Genomic DNA, 18,694 nt, shown 5'->3' on the forward strand with positions numbered 1-18,694 from the left:
ACCACCTCTCTTTGATTATACTATTATATCGAGATGCACACTAGAGTTTTGGGGGATTTGAGTTTGGTTATATATTTGTGTCCGCGCAACAAAGGCGCGGGGAAATGGAGAAAATCATGAAAAGTCCGCCATCATATCGCTTCAGACTTGATGGAAGGAACAATCCAAAGTACAGACGTTACCAGTCTGCTCTCATGACCGTTGCCCCGTAGTTAAGAATATACAAGTATATTCTAACACACAATTTTTAAAAATGGGCTGATTTTTTATGGGGGTCTATGCGCTTTTTTTTGAGGTAGAAATCCAAACACAAATGAAACCTCATATTATTCTACGAAACTAAAAAAAGCATCAACTTTTTGGATGTTTAAATCCTTAAGTTGATGCCATTGGGCTCATAAGAGCCTGTTAAGCATATTATAATCCTTTTTCAGTTAATTCTCTTGCAACATCATCTTTGATAGTTACGCCTTCTTCTTCAAGTCTTGCAATAGTATCCGCAAACTGAGGAAGGTATTTCTTATGGGCGATTAATAATTCATCCATAATACGTTTCGCTTTAGTACCAGCTACAATCTGTGGGTTGATTATGAAAGCCTGTAATAGAGTTCCATAATCACCTGTTACAGCAGCTTCTTCAACACATAATTCCATGTTCTTCATGCACTGTACCCATCCTCTTTCTGCTGGTTCTAATGGACCAAAAGCGATTGGACGTGCACCAGTACTTCCAATATAAGAAGATACTTCTACTGCACAATCAACTGGAAGATCAGGTACTGCACCATTATTTTTAGTAGTTACAACGATATGACTTAACTTATTTGCATAAATAGATGCAATTGTTTCACAAGCTGCATCACTGTAATGTGCACCACCACGTTTTGCAAGCTGTTCTGGCTTATGATCTAGGTTAGGATCCTTATATAATTCAAATAATTCATGTTCAGTCTGCTGTACCTGCTGACCTCTTGTTCCAACATTTGGATCATTGTATTCCTTTAAACCGTGTGCTAACATTTCTTCTTCACGATAGTAATATCTATGATATCCACAAGGAATCATATTCATACGTAATAACTGTTCTTTAAAGAATGGGATATCATGAATATTAGCTGGGATACCCATATCTTTACCTTCATACATTGCATTGATGATGTCTTTAGTCACTTCATGACCATGTTCATCAAATACTTTATGCCAATGGAAATGGTTTAAACCTGCAAACTTATAAGTTAACTGATCCAATGTTTTTCCGATTGTTTTTGGTTCATCCATCATAGCACCTACTGGTACGTTACATAAACCAATAACCTTATCCCACTTACCATATTTCATAACTGATTCAGTAACCATTCCACTTGGGTTAGTGAAGTTGATTAACCATGCATCAGGACATAATTCCTTCATATCTTCTACAATGCTTAAGATAACTGGAATAGTACGTAATGCCTTAAACATTCCTCCCGCACCATTTGTTTCCTGTCCTAACATTCCATAAGAGAATGGAATTCTTTCATCCTTGATACGTGCATTTAATAAACCTACTCTGAACTGTGTAGTAACGAAGTCAGCTCCTGGTAATGCTTCTCTACGGTCTAATGTAAGATGTACTTTTACATCATAAGGAGATGCATCCCACATTCTCTGTGCCATTTTTCCTACGATTTCAAGTTTTTCTTTACCCTCTTCGATATCACATAGCCAGATTTCTCTGATTGGTAATTCATCATATCTCTTGATGAACCCTTCCATTAATTCTGGTGTATAGCTGCTGCCTCCACCAATAGTAACGATTTTTACGCCTTCTTTATTCATGCTGCGTCCTCCTTTGACAACCTCATTATACGTAAAAGAAATAAAGAAAACAGTAAAATGTAAGCGAAAACAACAATGTTCTCTTTTTGTTCCTTATTTCTAAGGTTTTTAAGGAACACTGTTCTATTTGATGATTGGGTTATCTGTTTTTCTGCCATGGTCTGTAAATATGTTTTCACATTCCATAGAAGTCACTGTTTTATTTTCTAAATGTTCATCATAGCTTGTATTAAAATAACCTGAATAAAGAACATCAAATAAATAAAGTAAAGAAAGATTAAAAGAGAATGCACCTAAATTATTAATTAATTTTTCTCTTGTGGATACATATAAACAGCAGTCTGACTGACTAGAAAGAGAGTTAGTCCCATAAGTTGTAATAGTAATAAAAGACAGTTTTCTTTCAATTAATTTATGACAGATAAAAAGACATTTTGATGTTTCACCAGAATAGCTGATGAGAATAAATAATGTATTGCTGGTACAATAACATGCTTCATAAAAAGCTTCATCCATGCTATCAAAAATATCTACCTTCTTACCAATTTTCATCATCTTTTCTTTAAAGGTATACGCAATTCCCTTCTGGGCACCTGATACGACAATCGCAATATGTTCCTTCTTTTCAATACGATTGATAGCTTCCTGAAGTGTATCATGATTGAGTAAAGAAATCGTATCCTGCAACGTTTCATCATAAAGTAATCCTACTTTATTCGCAATCACTATATTCTTATCATTTTGGGAGAATGGTCTATTACTATCTATTTTCTGAAAGTGTGTGGATAAGTATCGTATTTCTTCTAAATATTGTTTTTTGAAATCATTGAATCCTTCAAATCCTAATTTCTGAACAAAACGGACAACTGACGATGGGGCTAAAAATACTTCCTTTGCGACTGTTCTTACAGTCGCATTTTCTAGTTGTATGCCCTGATCTATCAAGTACTGTCCTAATCTTTTTTCATTAGGATTCATTGGACATTTTTCTAATGATTCTCTTATTAACATAGTTCTTTAAAAGGTATGAAGGGCTCAGTCGTTTTATCTAATCTCTTTTCTAGATAAACTACATCTAGCCACTGATCAAACTTATAGCCACATTCATGGAAATGAGCAGCTTCTTTAAAACCGTATTTTTCATGAAAAGCGATACTTGCATCATTTGGATAAGTGATACATCCATAAAGATTCGTAATATTCATTCTTGTAAGATAGTTAATCAAAGCATTATAAAGAAGATGACCTATTCCTTTATGACGCTTTTTATCATCGATATAAATAGATAATTCTGCAGAATGATCATAGGCGCGACGATCATACAATGTCCCTGCATAGGCATATCCTATCACTTCTCCCTCTTCTACTGCGACTAGATATGGATATTTTTCTAAAGTATGACTGATACGATCTGCCATTTCTTTGACTGTCGGTGGTTCTAATTCAAATGTGATAGTTGTATTAAGGACATAAGGTGCATAAATCTTCTGGATAGACTCTGCATCCTCTACTGTTGCGATTCTAATAGTAATCATCATTGCTCCTCCTTATTATTTATCATATTTTATAATATTCTCAAAAAATTATAAAGCCTTAAACAATCTACTTAGCACTATTTGTGAAAACAATTTTGTGTCTGATAATCAGTATTTTCTTTTAAAAGATTACTGATTTTCAAAAATGGATTCTAGTTAAAGATTACGTTAAGATTAAATTTTAAAATTGATTACTTTACAATCGTCGCTTAGAAATAAGCACATCATCTTATGAAACGGTCAATATAGTACGTGACATTATATTTATGCATATGAAGAGAGGGATTCTCTACTGGTTTCGCATAGAAAAAAAATACCATGTATCACATTTTTTACACGTTTAACAGATGATGAATATGCAGAGCATTATTTTAATTTTAATGTCTGCAGGATGAGTGCAAGGTTATCATTTGTTAAATTACAGTTTTCGATTAAGTTTTCAAGTTGATCACACTGTTCACCGTCACCGATGATGTCGAAACGACTGCGCCATATTGTCGGTAAGATCCTATCATCGTTATCAGGGTCAAAACAGCCAAATGAATGTTCCATGTATTCATAGGCGATAGGATTGACATCCGGTTTAAAGAATGTACAAACACAATTGAATAACCATTCCAGGTCGATATTTGAGATAAAACCATCATATACACTTGCCGTTATTTCAGGGTCATATCCTGCTTGAATAAAAGCATTCCGACACTGTTCTTGATATGGTCGGTATTTTTTCTTAAGTTCAGGATTGCGTTGAATGTCTTTGGCTTTGATGCATTTAAAATCAACATCAGGATGTTCCACATCTAAGAAATGACGTTTATCATAATTGTTTTTGCCTTCTGTCTGTTGGTTGACTTCCTACCAAAGTGCTGCCTATCCTTGATGAACTGTAATCTTGCATTTAAGTGTTTTTCTTTTAAAGTAAAAAATGCTCAATAAGAAAACATATATTAAGGACTGAATCCATTATTGGGTTCAGTCCTTTTAATACTATATTCCTGATACAACTTTAATCATTAATAATACTAATACAATTGGAATTAATGGTTTAATAATCTTAGAACCGTTATTCACAACCATTCCAGCACCTACATAATGTCCTGCAATACTAAAACATGAAGCAGCAAGTCCTAATCCCCATAGAATCTTACCTGCTAAGATAAATGTGACTAATGCTGAAATGTTTGAAGATAGATTTACTACCTTTACATTTCCTGTCGCCTTGTCTATTGGCATCTTCGCAAACTTAGTAAATACAAGTAATAAGAATGTACCTGTTCCTGGACCATAGAATCCATCATAGCAGCCAATCACAAATGAGCATACAATCGCAATCAAATATTGTTTAGTCTTTGTCATTCCCACTGGAACTTCTACATCCATATTCTTATCTTTTAATACACAGATTGCGACAACTGGTAAAAGAACAACTAATACCATCTTTAAAATTGAATCACTCATAATGAGTGTAAGATTTGCACCTGCGACAGAACCAATGAGTGCGCCAATGACTGTTCCTGGTACAAATCCCCAATCTACTTTCTTATTCTTAATAAGTCTTGCAGTCGATACAACAGTGCCTGTTGAAGATGATAGCTTATTTGTCGCAATTGCGGCGTGTACTGGTATTCCTGCAAACATATAGGCTGGAAGTGAAATCAGACCTCCCCCACCTGCAATTGAATCTACAAAGCCCGCTAGAAATACTAACGGACATACAATGAAATAAATCCCCATTTTCCCTTTTCCTTTACATAAGATATAAGAGGTGAATACCTCGATTCTCTATTGTAGCGATTTAGGAAAGAGATGTAAACTACCTTTTTATCTGAGAAACATTTAATATGTTTTGTTAGACAGTGTCTGGCAAAGTTCAAAACTCTATTTTAAGGTAAAACAAAAACTCCCAAAAGGGAGTTCTTGAATGTCTCTTGTAATAAGTGATAAATAATATTATCTCTTTGAGAACTGTGGAGCACGTCTTGCTTTTTTAAGACCGTATTTCTTACGTTCTTTAACTCTTGAATCACGAGTTAATAAGCCAGCTGCCTTTAATGTTGGTCTGTAATCAGAACCAGCTTCAAGTAAAGCTCTTGCGATACCATGACGGATAGCACCAGCCTGACCTGAGATACCTCCACCATTAACATTAACTTTTACATCGAACTTATCCTTTGTACCAGTTAATTCTAATGGCTGGTCAACGATCATTAATAATACGTCTGAAGGAAGGTATTCCTTAGCAGCCTTACCGTTGATTTCGCATTTACCAGTACCTGGTGTTAAGATAACACGAGCTACTGAAGATTTTCTACGACCTGTTCCTCTGTACTGTACGTTTGCCATTTATTCTTCCTCCTACTTTAACTTTAATTCTACTGGTTTCTGAGCAGCATGTGGATGTTCACTACCAGCATAAACAAATAATTTCTTAGCCTGCTGTCTGCCAAGAGTGTTGTGTGGAAGCATACCTTTGATGGCAGTTTCTACGAATCCAGTTGGATTCTGTTCCTGGAACTGTCTAGCAGTTTTAACTTTTAAACCACCTAAGAATCCAGAATGGTGATAGTACTTCACCTTGTCTAACTTCTTACCTGTCATTACTACTTTTTCTGCATTGATGATAACTACATAGTCACCAGTGTCTACATGTGGAGTATAAGTAGGCTTGTTCTTACCTCTTAATACTGTAGCAACCTGAGATGCTAAACGACCTAATGTAAGACCAGTTGCATCTACAACATACCATTTTCTTTCAATTGTGGCTTCTTTAGCCATTGTTGTTTGTCTCATTCTTTTTTCTCCTTTTAAAATAACCTTACCGGGGTCTTTTTAAAATGATTTTATCCAGGGAAACGTATTGTCCGTTGATAAGGGTCAGACTGTTTCCTGAACAAACAAACTCATGCATTCTTGTATCAAGGTGTAATACCCCTTGAACAGAACAATCTTATTATAGCAACACTCGCACTTTTGTCAATGATTAAAGGAAAAATTCTCTTGAATTTTTCTATTGTTTTCCTTTCTTGAATTCGATGTGATCAAGAACATGAAGATGGTATTCTTTAGCTAGTTTTTCTAGGTAATGATACATCTCACAGCTGAGTTGTTCAGGTGAATGAGCATCTAATCCAAGAATAATATCATTGCCTATCATAGAGGCAATCTGAAAGAAATAGGCATTAGCATAAGGATAAACATCCTTCCCATTCATATTCACTTCACCTTTACGTACGCCTCCTGCATTAAGTTCTAGAGGGGTGTTTGTAGCTTTTGCCTTCTTACATATACGTAAGATGACTTCTTTGCTGACATCGTCTATTTTTCCATATCCCATTAAAAAGAGATCTGGATGGGCAATGTAAGTGAATAGTCCTGTATCCATTGCTTTTTCTAATTCTTCTACATAATTTAGTAAATCTTTTTTTGTAAGGTTCTTCCTTCCATAGTAACAGTCATGGATGCTATGTTTATGGAAATGATGTCCTAGAATCAAATAATCGACTTCTCCAGAGCTTAATAAGTTCTGATAGTAATCTAGGTAGTCTTTAAAGTATTCTGCCTCAAATCCCTTATATATCTTGATATAGTGGAAATGCTTCTGACAGTTGTTAAGCGCATCTAGATAATCTTCTTTTTCATCATAAGGCATACGCATCTTAGGACCATTTCTTAAAAAAGCACCTATACATGATTTGAGACCTTGAATAGAACGAATTGAAGGAAGTGAATGAAGAAGATGAGAACGGTAATGAGGTAAAGCGATATGACAGCTCATGCCTATTTCTTGATAGCCTTCATGTAATGCTGCTTCTATCATTTCATATTCATTTCCTACTGCATGTCCACAGCGATATGTGTGGGTATGATAGTTAATCATCTTCTTCATAATACACTTCCTGTAAGTAAAGACCTTCTGGTTTGGCCTTAAATAAACATTTTTTCTTTCCTTTAGAGTTAAGCAAGTCTTCTACAAATTCTTTTGTACGCCAATGGGATCCTACTTGAATAAGTGCACCAGAGATTAAACGGACCATATAGCGACGGAATCCATTTCCTACAAATCTCATTGTGACAATACCATCTTCTTCTTGTATATCAATTGTTTCTATAACACGGATTGTATCTCCTAAACCATTAAAGACACAAAATGAGGCAAAATCATGTTCTCCTAAAAAAATCTTTGCACACTCCCTCATAGCCTCTATATCTAATGGACGATTGTGCTGATAGACATAGAGTCTCTCTATTGGGTTATAAGGTTTTGTAGAAACAAGATAACGATATTCTTTCTTTTTTGCACTATAGCGTGCATGAAAAGATTCATCAACTATGAATGAATCCTTAATATAGATATCATCAGGAAGGAAATTGTTTAAGGCACGGATCCATTGCTTTTCAGGTATTTCTTTATTGATATCAAAATGAAATACCTGCCCTACTGCATGGACACCTGCATCTGTTCTTCCTGATGAGTGAATTGTGACTTCTTCATGAGTGATCTTATAAATGGCTTTTTGTATTTCTTCTTGTACTGTACGTTTATCTGGCTGGATCTGCCAGCCATAGAAGTGTGTACCATCATAAGTCACTAAACATTTTATTCTCATAGTATAAAGCTCAATACTACAACACCTGTTACAACAATAAGTGAAAAGATGAGAGAAAGTGTATCACCTAAATCCCACTTTACCTGATGGTAACGTGTTCTTGTTGCTTCTGGGTTATAGTTTCTACTTTCCATAGCATTTGCGAGATCATCTGCACGCATAAAGGCAGAGATAAATAATGGAATAATTAAAGAGACAATGGCAGAAACCTTCTCTTTAAATGTGCCTTCCTGGAAGTCTACACCTCTAGAGGCCTGTGCTTTCATGATTCTTTGTGTTTCTTCTAATAATGTAGGAATGAATCGTAAAGCGATAGAGATCATCATCGCAATTTCATGAGTTGGAAAACCAACCTTCTTAAGTGGTCCAAAGAGTTTTTCTAGACCTAGTGTTAAGTCTAATGGCTTTGTACAAGCTGTTAGAAGAGTTGTCATAGAGATAATTAAGACTAAACGTATAAGAATATAGGCTGTCTGTTTTAGGGCTCCAGAATAGATTTTAACAGGTCCTAGAGTACATACAACAGAACCAGTCTGTAAGAATAAGAGATTGAATAAGGCAAGAAAAGCCATCATGAAGATCATTGGCTTCATAGCCTTCATAACATCCTTGAATGAAATCTTAGATAAAAGAAGACATAAAATGACATAGGCAGATAAAATACCATAACCAATAAAACCTGCATCAAAAAATACAGCAATTAAGAATAATAAAAGAAGACCTATTTTTAAACGTGGGTCTCTTTTATGTATAAAAGAGTTAAGAGGAAGATAACGTCCTATGATCATGCTATCCATTGTATTCTCCTCCTATTGCGTTAACTAATTCATCTATATCTTTAATAGATGGGTTGATATGGAAACCACCCATATTAAGTTCTTGAATGAAATCAGTAATAACAGGTAAATCAATACTCATTGATTCAAGATAGTCTCTTTCACTAAAGAGTTCATCTACATCGCAATATCGTTCAACTTCACCATGATTCATGACTACTACATGATCACAATATTGTAATACATGGTTCATATCATGAGAGACCATGATAACTGTCTTACCACTTTCTTGGAACTTCTTAAATAATTCCAACATTTCTTTAGCACCTTGTGGATCTAAACCTGCTGTTGGTTCATCTAAGACAAGAATATCTGGTTCCATAGCAAGTATTCCAGCAATGGCTACTCTTCTTTTTTGTCCACCTGATAATTCAAATGGTGATCTTTCAAGATATGATTCATCTAAGCCAACAAGCTTTAATACCTTACCTGCACGTTCTTTCGCCTCTTCTTCAGACATACCGAAGTTAGTGGGACCAAAGATAATATCTTTCTCGATTGTTTCTTCAAACAACTGATATTCTGGAAACTGGAAAACTAAACCAGCTTTTTTTCTTAATGGTTTTAAAACTTCTGGTTTTTCTCCAGCACGAATCACAAATTCATCAATATCTACTTCACCATTAGATGGTAAAAGCAAGGCATTGATATGCTGGATGAGAGTAGATTTACCACTTCCAGTATGACCAATAAGAGCTGTAAAGGAACCCTGAGGGATTTTTAAAGAGACATCCTTTAAGGCAATATATGAAAATGGAGTGTTTTCTCCATATATATAATTTACTTTTTTAAATTCAATTGACATAATTCTTTCACCAGCTTTTCTTTATTTATGATTGGTTTAATTGGATAGCCTGAATCATGAAGTTTTTTAGAAATCTTATATGCAAATGGTACATCTAAGCCAATACGTTCTAACTCTTCCTTTTGTGTTAATACTTTTTCAGGAGTTCCTTCATCAATAATATGACCATTATCTAATAATATGACATGATCTGAAAGAGCTGCTTCTTCTATATCATGAGTAATAGAGAGAATAGTCATATTCTGTGTTTGATTGAGTTCATGAACAAGATTGTTGATTTCAATCTTACCGCGAGGATCAAGCATACTTGTGGCTTCATCTAAAATAATAATAGATGGATGCATTGCAAGGATTCCTGCAATGGCGACACGCTGCTTCTGTCCTCCTGAAAGTTTTGTAGGTTCATGATCTAGGAATTCAGTCATGTTGACTTTTTTCGCATATGTCTGAATGATATCTTCCATATCTTCTGTAGGAACACATAGGTTCTCTAAACCAAAGGCAATATCATCTCTGACTGTTGAACCAATAAACTGGTTATCAGGATTTTGGAATACAATACCTACCTTTTCTCTAACATCATAGAGATGTTCTTCATCTAAGTGGATACCATCTACAGTGATATCACCTGTTTTTGGTTCAAGTAAACCAATAATTAATTTCGCAATCGTACTTTTACCAGAACCATTATGACCTAATACAACTGTATAGCTGCCTTTAGGTACTGAAAAAGAAATTTGATCAATTGTTTTGGCACCTTCTTCGTACTCAAAACTTAGATTATTTATGTCTACCGCATTTGCCATAGTTAGCCTCCTAATTATTAAAACACGTGTTCTAAGTGTATCATTTTATTTTTGTTTCATCAATATATTCATATTCTGAGTACTGATCATCTATTTCCCCGGCAATACTGAGTTTATAGTTAAGATTTTCTTTATAGTTAAGTGAGAAATAACAGCTATAAAGAATATCTAATATACAGGTAATAGATTCAGTGGATGCAAAATCACCAATCTTAGTATTCAACATTTCTCTTGATGAGATTCTTAAGCTCACATCTGATAATTTAACAAGTGTACTTTTAGAAATACTTGTAATCGCAATAATTGGTGTATGTTTACTTTTTAGTTTCTTCGCAAGATGGATTATATGTGTTGTTTCACCAGAATAAGAGATAATAATGGCACAGTGTTCAGGACCACTCATGGATGCTTGAACTAGGTCATTACCAGATATCATAACGGTATCGACACGTTCTTGAATAGAATACATCTTCTGGGCAAAAGATTGAGCCAAATGTTGTTTATTAGGTCTTGTATATATATCAATATACTTGGCATCTCTTAAGAGTTTTAAAGCATTCATGAGATCATCATGTTTCATCAAGTGTTTTGTATCTTCTATTGTCTCTTCATGTAGCTTAAATATATTATTTGATATAACAGAAATATCATCACTTATAAGAAAAGGAATAGATGCATCAATATCCTGAGATGCATACATGTACTCTAATTCTTCTAAAAATGCTTTTTTGAATTGATTCCAGCCATCATAACCCATTTTCTTTGCGATACGTATTAATAGTGAAGGGCTAGTAAAAGTTGCTTCAGCAATCTCTTTAGTAGTCATATTTTTGATATCCATACCTTTATTTAAAATAAATTGGACAATGAGTGCTTCAGAATCACTGAAATGTGTTTGTTCAATTTGATGAATGATCATAGTTTTCACCTCTATCGCTCATTATAGTGAAAAGAGGCCTAAAACGCAAAGAAAACAGCTTTTAGGCTGTTTTCTTTAAGTCATCTATCTTTTGTTTAAATTCTTTTAGTCGTCTTTGTTCTTCTTGATAGCTAGAATAAAGATGATCGACTTCATCCATATAGTATTGATTTTTTTCTTTTGAGAAGTAATGTCCTATGCTGTTTTTAGCACGTTCATTTAGTTCTTTTTTTATTGCTTCTAGATTTTCCATATGACCTATTAATTGATTCTTCTTTTTATCATATGTTTTCTCTAGTTTTTCTACATTGATAAGTATATCGTTATTCTTATCAATGTCTTTTAAATGTTTCTGATCATTAAAATAACGATTGAATGAATCTTTTGCTTTACTAATAGCCTTCTTATAAAGCTCATCTTTGTCATCACACTTCAACTGAGTGGATAATATATGCAAAGATATATTATAGTGATCGGAAGTGGGAGTTTGATTTACTGAAGGTTTTGGACGCTTTTTGCTGACTTGTCGAGGGTCAGTGGAATATGTATAAGAAGCTTGCTGAAGGCTTTTTATGTTTGATTTCATACTAGTGACTCCCTCCTTTCCGATTACAGTTGTATCATAATCAAGAATTTACTAGATGACAACATCATTTTTTTAATTGTAAACAACGTATACAAATGAATTCCCTTACAATGTAAAATTGTGTGAATGAATTTTGAGTATGAAAAAATACCAGAATTCATCTGGTATTATTTCTTAAGAGCAGCTAATTTTTTCTTTAAATCTGCAATTCTGTTAGTTTCTTCTTCATAATCAGCCAACATCTGATTAACAGCTTTCTTTGCATATTCAGCAGCATCATCAGTAAATGTCTTATTTAATTTATCAGTTGCTGTAACTTCGATTTCTTTCTTTAATGCATTAAGGTTTTCTACGTGGCCATCCAACTGAGCTTTCTTTTTATCAATGATTTTTTCGATTTCTTCTGCATTACAAACTACATCTTGTTCATGATTTTCTGGGAAAACTGGTGCATCTTTAAAGTAACGATCATAAGATTCTTTTGCTTTTTCAATAATTTTGTTAGTGTTCATAATTATTTCCTCCATTATTTCTTGATTTCATCAAGCTTCTTTTCTAAATCATCAATTCTTTTTCTTTCTTCTTCATAATCTTTAAGCATCTGGTTAACAGTTGTCTTAGTATATTCTTCTTTATCTTTAGAGAATGTGTTATTAAGAACCATTGCAGATTCACCTTCAAGTTCTTTCTTAAGTGTATTTAAGTTATTAACATGTCCTTCAAGCTGATTTACTTTTTTATTGATGATTTCCTTCATCTTTTCTTTATCAAAGACTACATCCTGTCCATGGTTTTCTGGTAATTTTGGTGCATCCTTGAAATAACGATCATATGAGTCCTTTGCCTGATCTAAAATCTTTTTAACATCTATATTCATAATTGCTTCCTCCTCTTTTCTTTACGAGTTCATCATAGTCTTATATTTACTCATAAACAATGATTTAAAAACTACTTTAAACCTAGTTGACAAAGAGAAGCACTTACATTTTATGATTTTGTGAATACCATTTACAAAATAGAGGAAAATAAAAACCCCTATGAAACCATAGGGGTTTTGTGATTAGAATAATCCGATGATTGCCATTGGGGCATTGTCACCTTTACGGTTATAAGTTTTGATAACTCTAGTATAACCACCGTTCTTACCTTTGAACTTAGGTGCAACATCATCAAATAGAACCTGTACAGCTGTCTTTCCAGTTGCTGGATCTACTACATTCTGAAGAATAGCAGCAGCCTGTCTTCTAGCATGAAGATCTCCTCTAATACCAAGAGTGATTAATTTATCAACGACTTTACGTACTTCTTTAGCACGAGTAGCAGTTGTTTCAATCTTACCATGCATGATGACATCAGTAGCTAAGTTACGTAACATAGCTTTTCTATGACTAGATACACGGCCTAATTTTCTATTGTTTGCCATTAGTGTACTCCTTCCACAAACTTAGTCCATTGGTTTAAAACCAAGACCTAATTCATTTAATTTTTCTTTAACTTCTTTTAAAGACTTCTTACCAAGGTTACGAACCTTAATCATATCGTCTTCAGTCTTAGAAGCTAATTCTTGAACAGTCTGAATTCCTGCTCTCTTTAAGCAGTTGTATGAACGTACAGAAAGGTCAAGTTCTTCAATAGTCATATCAAGAACCTTGTTACCTGTATCTTGCTGTACTTCACTCATAACGTCCATATTCATTGCCTGATCAGTTAATTCAACGAACATATTTAAATGTTCAACTAATACTTTTGCAGCAATTGCAAGAACTTCATGAGGTTTAATTGAACCATCAGTTGTAATCTCCATAGTTAACTGATCATACTTTGCTGACTGACCAACACGAGTTGGTTCAACTAAATATGCTACATTAACAACAGGAGAGAAGATAGAATCAGTAGGAATTACGTCAACACTGTTAACGAACTTCTTATTCTGATCTGCACTCATGTAACCTCTATCTTTATGAGCATACATTTCCATATAGAAATGCTGACCTTCAGCAACATGAGCAATTACTAAATCATTAGAAATCATCTTAACTTCAGAAGGACATTGAATGTCTGCACCAGTTACAGTAGCTGGACCAGTGACATCAATAACCATTGTTACATCTTCATCAGAATCTAATTCAAATACTAATTTCTTAATATTTAAGATAATAGCTGTAACATCTTCTAAGACACCATCAACTGCTGAGAATTCATGAATAGCGCCATTGATTTTTACTGCAAATACTGCAGCCCCTGGCATAGATGATAATAATACTCTTCTTAAAGAGTTACCTAAAGTAGTACCAAAACCTCTTTCTAAAGGTTCGATGATAAACTTACCATAATTTTCATCTTCATTGTATGTATCAACAGTGAAATTTGCTTTTTCAAACTTTTGCATTGTTTCCCTCCTCTTTGAGATATTTATTTTATATAAATGTAATATAAATCAAATTATCCACGAGGACGTTTTGGTGGACGACATCCGTTATGTGGGATTGGAGTAACGTCAGTGATTGCAGTTACTTCTAAACCAGCAGCTGAAAGAGCTCTAACAGCAGCTTCACGTCCTGGACCAGGACCTTTTACACATACTTCAACAGATTTCATACCATGATCCATAGATGCCTTTGCAGCAGCTTCAGCAGCCATCTGAGCAGCATATGGAGTAGATTTTCTTGAACCTTTGAATCCAAGAGCACCAGCGCTTGACCAGCTAATAACGTTACCGTGTTCATCAGCAACTGTTACGATTGTATTGTTGAATGTTGAATGAACATGAGCAATACCTTTTGCTATATTCTTCTTTACACGTTTTTTACCACGTACAACTTGTTTTGCCATTTGTTCTGCCTCCTACTACTTCTTCTTTCCAGCAATTGGAGTAGCTTTACCTTTACGCGTTCTAGCGTTAGTCTTAGTTCTCTGTCCACGTACTGGAAGTCCTTTACGATGGCGAAGCCCTCTGTAGCAACCAATTTCCATTAATCTCTTAATGTTTAACTGAGTTTCTCTACGAAGGTCACCTTCAGTTTTAATATGTTCAACTTCTTTACGAATTTTTGTTTCTTCTTCTTCTGTAAGATCCTTTACTCTAACATCTTCAGAAACGCCAGCAGCTGCTAAGATTTTCTTAGCTGTTGTTGGACCAATACCATAGATATAAGTTAAAGAAACTACCACACGCTTATCGCGTGGGATATCAATACCAGCTATACGAGCCATTGTCTATTGTTCCTCCTAAAAATAATTAACCTTGTCTCTGTTTATGCTTTGGGTTTTCACAGATTACCATTACTCTACCCTTACGCTTGATTACTCTGCACTTGTCGCAGATTGGTTTTACAGATGGTCTTACTTTCATCTTGTGTCTGCCTCCTTTGGGAAGATCTATTTGTGTCTAAATGTGATTCGCCCACGTGTTAAATCATATGGAGAAATTTCTACTGTTACTTTGTCCCCTGGTAAAATGCGAATGTAATTCATACGGATTTTACCAGAAACGTGAGCTAAAATAACTACTCCATTATCCAGCTGGACTTTAAACATTGCGTTTGGTAATGTTTCTACGACCGTTGCCTGGACTTCAATTACGTCATCTTTCTTCTTTGCCAAAATCGATCAACTCCTTATGTACCTTTGTCATGATTTCATAGCCATCTTCAGTGATAGCTACAGTATGTTCATAATGTGCAGCTAATGAATGGTCTGCAGTCTTAACTGTCCAATTATCATCCATTACTTTAACCTCGGCTTTGCCTAAATGCGCCATAGGTTCAACTGCAATACACATACCTTTTCTTAATTTTGGTCCTCTGCCTGGTTCACCCCAGTTAGGAATGCTAGGATCTTCATGAACCTCTGTGCCAATGCCATGTCCTGTATAGTCTCTAGGCGTTGAGCAGCCATGACTTTCAAGGTAAGTCTGAACAGCATGTGAAATATCAGAAACTCTGTTACCTGGTTTAACTTGTTCTAAACCAGCATAAAGCGACTGTTCACATACTTCCATAAGATGTTTTGCCTGCGGAGATACATTGCCAATCGCAAATGTCCACGCAGAGTCCCCATGATAACCTTTCCAGCATGCACCTACATCCACAGAGATAATATCTCCATCTTTAAGTACATAACCATTGGGAATGCCATGAACGACAACATCATTTACAGACGTGCAAACAGCACCAGGAAAATTATAAAGATTTAAGAAAGATGGTGTACAACCATTCTTTCTTATAATCTTTTCACAGAAATCAGATACCTGTTCTGTTGTTAAACCCGGTTTAAGCCATTTAGCGAGTTCCTGATGAACTAGACCTACAACATGACCAGCATGTCTCATTAGGTCAATTTCACGTTCATCCTTGATTGTAATCATTATTTGGCCTCCAGATTTTTCTTGATATCTGCATAAACAGCATCCATAGACTGGTCGCCATTAACGTTAGTTAATTCGCCCTTCATTGTATAATAGTCAATAAGTGGTCTAGTCTGCTTTTCATAAGTATCAAGTCTAACCTGTACAGCTTCTTCGCTCTCATCAGGACGCTGATAGAGTTCTCCACCACACTTGTCGCATACGCCTTCAGTTTTTGGTGGATTGAAAACGACATGATAAGTGGTTCCACAATCCTTACAAGTTCTACGACCTGAAAGTCTCTTGATTAACTTTTCAGATGGCACATCAATATTGATGACAGCATCAATATCAAAGCCAAATTCTTTCGCGATACTTTCTAGTTCTCTAGCCTGAATGATAGTTCTTGGGAAACCATCAAGAATAAAACCGTTCTTAAAAGAATCAATATTTTCCTTTAAGAATTCCCTTACCATTTCAACTGTGTATTCATCTGGAACAAGATGCCCAAATTGAATAAAATAACTAGCAATTACCCCGAACTTTGTTTTTTCCTTTAAAGCTTTTCTAAAAAGGTCACCAGTTGAGATCTGGTACAAGCCGTACTCCTCCACTAATTTTTTAGCCTGAGTCCCTTTGCCTGCCCCAGGAGGGCCCATAAGAATAATATTCAAATTCTATTCCTCCTTCTAATTGCTACTTTCTTATATAACCATGATATTCTCTTCTTGTCAACATACTTTTTATTGCTCTTACAGTTTCTAACGCAACTCCTGTTACGATAATCAATCCTGTACCCCCTAGAGACAATGCATTATTTGATGTCATCTTCCAGATTTCTGGAGCGATGATTGGAATAGATGCAATGATTGCTAGGAATAAAGATCCTACCACAGTTACACGATTTAAGACAGTTCCAATATATTTCTTTGTATCATCACCAGTACGAACACCAGGAATTGCGCCACCACTCTTCTTTAAATCTTCACTAATCTTCTTAGCGTCAATCTGTAAATTAGAATAGAAGAATGTGAATAGAATAATCATAACGATATAGAGAACGAATCCTATAGGTTTCTGATAATTCAAGATATTGTCAATCATCTGAGTTGTAGAAGTAGACTTCATGAAACTGATGATTGTTCTTGGTGCTGCTAAAACTGATGCAGCAAAGATAACTGGAATAACTGAAGAACTATTAATCTTAATTGGAAGATTAGTAGATTCTTTAGTATGCATGACTGTCTGTGTATTTGTTGCATAGATAATAGGAATTTTTCTAATTGCTCCTTCTTCAAATACAACAAACACGACAATGGCTAAATATACGATAACAAATAAGATGTACCAAGCTAAGCTTGTTGCAGTCTTATAAGCACTTCCGAATGTAACCATTGATTTAAAAGACGAGATAAAACTATTTGGAAGGTTAGCGACGATACCAGTGAAGATCAATAGTGAAGTACCATTACCTACACCTTTAATAGTAATCTGATCACCTAACCACATTGTGAACATAGAACCTGCAGCCATAACTATAACTACATAAACATATGTCCAAATAGAACTACTCGCTAGAATACTATAACCCTTATCGAATGCATATGTCAATGACCCACCTTGAATTATTGCTAATGCAAGCGTTAACACACGAGTTACTTTATCCTTTTTCTTTTTACCTGTATTACCTTCTTTATTCCACTGAGCTAAAGCTGGGATAACATCCATAGATAATAACTCAATAATAATAGAAGATGTAATATAAGGAGAAACCCCCAAAGAAAATAATGAGAATTTCTCCAATGTTCCTCCACCAAGCATATTCATAATTCCGAAGATTCCTGAAGAAGTAGCAGCGCTTGTGATTGCACTTGTATCAATATAAGGAATCACAATGCCTGCTCCTAAACGGAATACGAATAGTATACCTAGTGTAAAGACGACCTTACGACGCAATTCACCTTTTTTAAATACTTCTTTAAAAAAGTTTAGCATCTTAGATCACCTCAGTTTTTCCACCTGCAGCTTCAATTGCCTTTACAGCTGATTTTGAGAATTTGCTAGCCTTTACTGTTAAAGCAACATTTAATTCGCCTCTGCCTAAGACTTTTAAACCGTCTAATGCTTTCTTAACTAGCTTAGCTTCCATAACTGCTTCTAAATCTACAACAGCACCATTTTCGAACTTATTTAAGTCTTCAACGTTGATGATTGCATATTCCTTAGCATTATGATTAGTGAAGCCACGCTTTGGTAAGCGCATGAATAATGGAGTCTGTCCACCTTCAAATCCTGGTTTCTTACCTCCACCAGATCTAGCGCCCTGACCTTTCTGACCTCTACCAGATGTCTTACCATTACCAGAGCTTGTACCACGACCTACACGATTTCTGTTACGACGTGCGCCGTCATTGTATTTGAGTTCATGTAATTTCAT

The 18,694-nt window shown here is 35.0% G+C and carries 26 protein-coding genes; all 26 read right to left on the reverse strand.

Going from position 1 to position 18,694, the window contains the following annotated elements:
- Nucleotides 1–417 precede the first annotated feature (417 nt).
- Complete coding sequence (locus H8909_RS05990; protein WP_187012184.1) at nt 418–1,818, reverse strand: 6-phospho-beta-glucosidase; 1,401 nt, start codon at nt 1,816–1,818, stop codon at nt 418–420.
- Between the two features lie 123 nt (nt 1,819–1,941).
- Complete coding sequence (locus tag H8909_RS05995) at nt 1,942–2,796, reverse strand: MurR/RpiR family transcriptional regulator (RefSeq protein WP_238928238.1); 855 nt, start codon at nt 2,794–2,796, stop codon at nt 1,942–1,944.
- A gap of 26 nt (nt 2,797–2,822) precedes the next feature.
- Entirely contained in the window at nt 2,823–3,353 is a 531-nt protein-coding gene (locus H8909_RS06000) for a GNAT family N-acetyltransferase (protein ID WP_230310134.1), read from the reverse strand.
- A gap of 366 nt (nt 3,354–3,719) precedes the next feature.
- Nucleotides 3,720–4,151 carry a hypothetical protein gene (locus H8909_RS06005; protein ID WP_187012187.1) on the reverse strand — a complete coding sequence of 144 codons (432 nt, stop codon included), beginning with the start codon at nt 4,149–4,151 and terminating at the stop codon, nt 3,720–3,722.
- A 189-nt stretch (nt 4,152–4,340) separates the two neighbouring features.
- Nucleotides 4,341–5,087 (reverse strand): TSUP family transporter, encoded by a 747-nt coding sequence (locus H8909_RS06010; RefSeq protein WP_187012188.1) that lies wholly within the window; start codon nt 5,085–5,087, stop codon nt 4,341–4,343.
- Between the two features lie 216 nt (nt 5,088–5,303).
- Nucleotides 5,304–5,696 carry a 30S ribosomal protein S9 gene (gene rpsI, locus H8909_RS06015; protein ID WP_006505661.1) on the reverse strand — a complete coding sequence of 131 codons (393 nt, stop codon included), beginning with the start codon at nt 5,694–5,696 and terminating at the stop codon, nt 5,304–5,306.
- A 12-nt stretch (nt 5,697–5,708) separates the two neighbouring features.
- Entirely contained in the window at nt 5,709–6,143 is a 435-nt protein-coding gene (gene rplM / locus H8909_RS06020; protein WP_006505660.1) for a 50S ribosomal protein L13, read from the reverse strand.
- 217 nt (nt 6,144–6,360) lie between these two features.
- Nucleotides 6,361–7,239, reverse strand: coding sequence for a PHP domain-containing protein (locus tag H8909_RS06025; protein WP_187012189.1), 879 nt, complete (start codon nt 7,237–7,239; stop codon nt 6,361–6,363).
- Nucleotides 7,223–7,960, reverse strand: coding sequence for a tRNA pseudouridine(38-40) synthase TruA (gene truA, locus H8909_RS06030; protein WP_187012190.1), 738 nt, complete (start codon nt 7,958–7,960; stop codon nt 7,223–7,225). Before truA ends, H8909_RS06025 begins: the two co-directional genes overlap by 17 nt.
- Nucleotides 7,957–8,757, reverse strand: coding sequence for an energy-coupling factor transporter transmembrane component T family protein (locus H8909_RS06035; protein ID WP_187012191.1), 801 nt, complete (start codon nt 8,755–8,757; stop codon nt 7,957–7,959). The genes truA and H8909_RS06035 overlap by 4 nt, the downstream gene beginning before the upstream one ends.
- Nucleotides 8,750–9,601, reverse strand: a complete 852-nt coding sequence (locus tag H8909_RS06040) for an energy-coupling factor transporter ATPase (RefSeq protein WP_117458147.1) — start codon at nt 9,599–9,601, stop codon at nt 8,750–8,752. Before H8909_RS06040 ends, H8909_RS06035 begins: the two co-directional genes overlap by 8 nt.
- Nucleotides 9,577–10,407: an energy-coupling factor transporter ATPase gene (locus tag H8909_RS06045; RefSeq protein WP_129981975.1), complete on the reverse strand. Its 831-nt coding sequence runs from the start codon at nt 10,405–10,407 to the stop codon at nt 9,577–9,579. Before H8909_RS06045 ends, H8909_RS06040 begins: the two co-directional genes overlap by 25 nt.
- A gap of 40 nt (nt 10,408–10,447) precedes the next feature.
- Nucleotides 10,448–11,326 (reverse strand): MurR/RpiR family transcriptional regulator, encoded by an 879-nt coding sequence (locus tag H8909_RS06050; RefSeq protein WP_187012192.1) that lies wholly within the window; start codon nt 11,324–11,326, stop codon nt 10,448–10,450.
- A gap of 61 nt (nt 11,327–11,387) precedes the next feature.
- Nucleotides 11,388–11,912, reverse strand: a complete 525-nt coding sequence (locus H8909_RS06055; protein WP_187012193.1) for a hypothetical protein — start codon at nt 11,910–11,912, stop codon at nt 11,388–11,390.
- A 167-nt stretch (nt 11,913–12,079) separates the two neighbouring features.
- Entirely contained in the window at nt 12,080–12,424 is a 345-nt protein-coding gene (locus H8909_RS06060) for a hypothetical protein (RefSeq protein ID WP_230310135.1), read from the reverse strand.
- A gap of 14 nt (nt 12,425–12,438) precedes the next feature.
- A complete protein-coding gene (locus H8909_RS06065; protein ID WP_187012195.1) occupies nt 12,439–12,789 on the reverse strand; it encodes a hypothetical protein in 351 nt (116 codons plus the stop codon).
- A gap of 183 nt (nt 12,790–12,972) precedes the next feature.
- The gene (rplQ, locus tag H8909_RS06070) at nt 12,973–13,335 is read right to left on the reverse strand and encodes a 50S ribosomal protein L17 (RefSeq protein ID WP_006505650.1); all 363 of its coding nucleotides are present in this window, start codon (nt 13,333–13,335) and stop codon (nt 12,973–12,975) included.
- Nucleotides 13,336–13,356: 21 nt separating this feature from the next.
- Nucleotides 13,357–14,301, reverse strand: coding sequence for a DNA-directed RNA polymerase subunit alpha (locus tag H8909_RS06075; RefSeq protein WP_022425040.1), 945 nt, complete (start codon nt 14,299–14,301; stop codon nt 13,357–13,359).
- Nucleotides 14,302–14,354: 53 nt separating this feature from the next.
- The gene (rpsK, locus tag H8909_RS06080) at nt 14,355–14,744 is read right to left on the reverse strand and encodes a 30S ribosomal protein S11 (RefSeq protein ID WP_006505648.1); all 390 of its coding nucleotides are present in this window, start codon (nt 14,742–14,744) and stop codon (nt 14,355–14,357) included.
- Between the two features lie 15 nt (nt 14,745–14,759).
- Nucleotides 14,760–15,125, reverse strand: coding sequence for a 30S ribosomal protein S13 (gene rpsM, locus H8909_RS06085; protein ID WP_022425041.1), 366 nt, complete (start codon nt 15,123–15,125; stop codon nt 14,760–14,762).
- Nucleotides 15,126–15,150: 25 nt separating this feature from the next.
- Entirely contained in the window at nt 15,151–15,264 is a 114-nt protein-coding gene (gene rpmJ, locus H8909_RS06090; RefSeq protein ID WP_006505646.1) for a 50S ribosomal protein L36, read from the reverse strand.
- A gap of 26 nt (nt 15,265–15,290) precedes the next feature.
- A complete protein-coding gene (gene infA / locus H8909_RS06095) occupies nt 15,291–15,515 on the reverse strand; it encodes a translation initiation factor IF-1 (protein WP_006505645.1) in 225 nt (74 codons plus the stop codon).
- On the reverse strand, nt 15,496–16,278 hold the full coding sequence (gene map / locus H8909_RS06100; protein WP_022425042.1) for a type I methionyl aminopeptidase: 783 nt from the start codon (nt 16,276–16,278) through the stop codon (nt 15,496–15,498). Before map ends, infA begins: the two co-directional genes overlap by 20 nt.
- Nucleotides 16,278–16,931 (reverse strand): adenylate kinase, encoded by a 654-nt coding sequence (locus H8909_RS06105; RefSeq protein ID WP_022425043.1) that lies wholly within the window; start codon nt 16,929–16,931, stop codon nt 16,278–16,280. Before H8909_RS06105 ends, map begins: the two co-directional genes overlap by 1 nt.
- A 22-nt stretch (nt 16,932–16,953) precedes the next feature.
- On the reverse strand, nt 16,954–18,252 hold the full coding sequence (secY, locus tag H8909_RS06110; protein ID WP_117458137.1) for a preprotein translocase subunit SecY: 1,299 nt from the start codon (nt 18,250–18,252) through the stop codon (nt 16,954–16,956).
- A 1-nt stretch (nt 18,253) separates the two neighbouring features.
- On the reverse strand, nt 18,254–18,694 hold the full coding sequence (gene rplO / locus H8909_RS06115; protein ID WP_006505641.1) for a 50S ribosomal protein L15: 441 nt from the start codon (nt 18,692–18,694) through the stop codon (nt 18,254–18,256).

The sequence above is a fragment of the Catenibacterium faecis genome (genome assembly GCF_014306455.1).
GTDB classification, from domain to species: Bacteria; Bacillota_I; Bacilli_A; order Erysipelotrichales; family Coprobacillaceae; genus Catenibacterium; species Catenibacterium mitsuoka_A.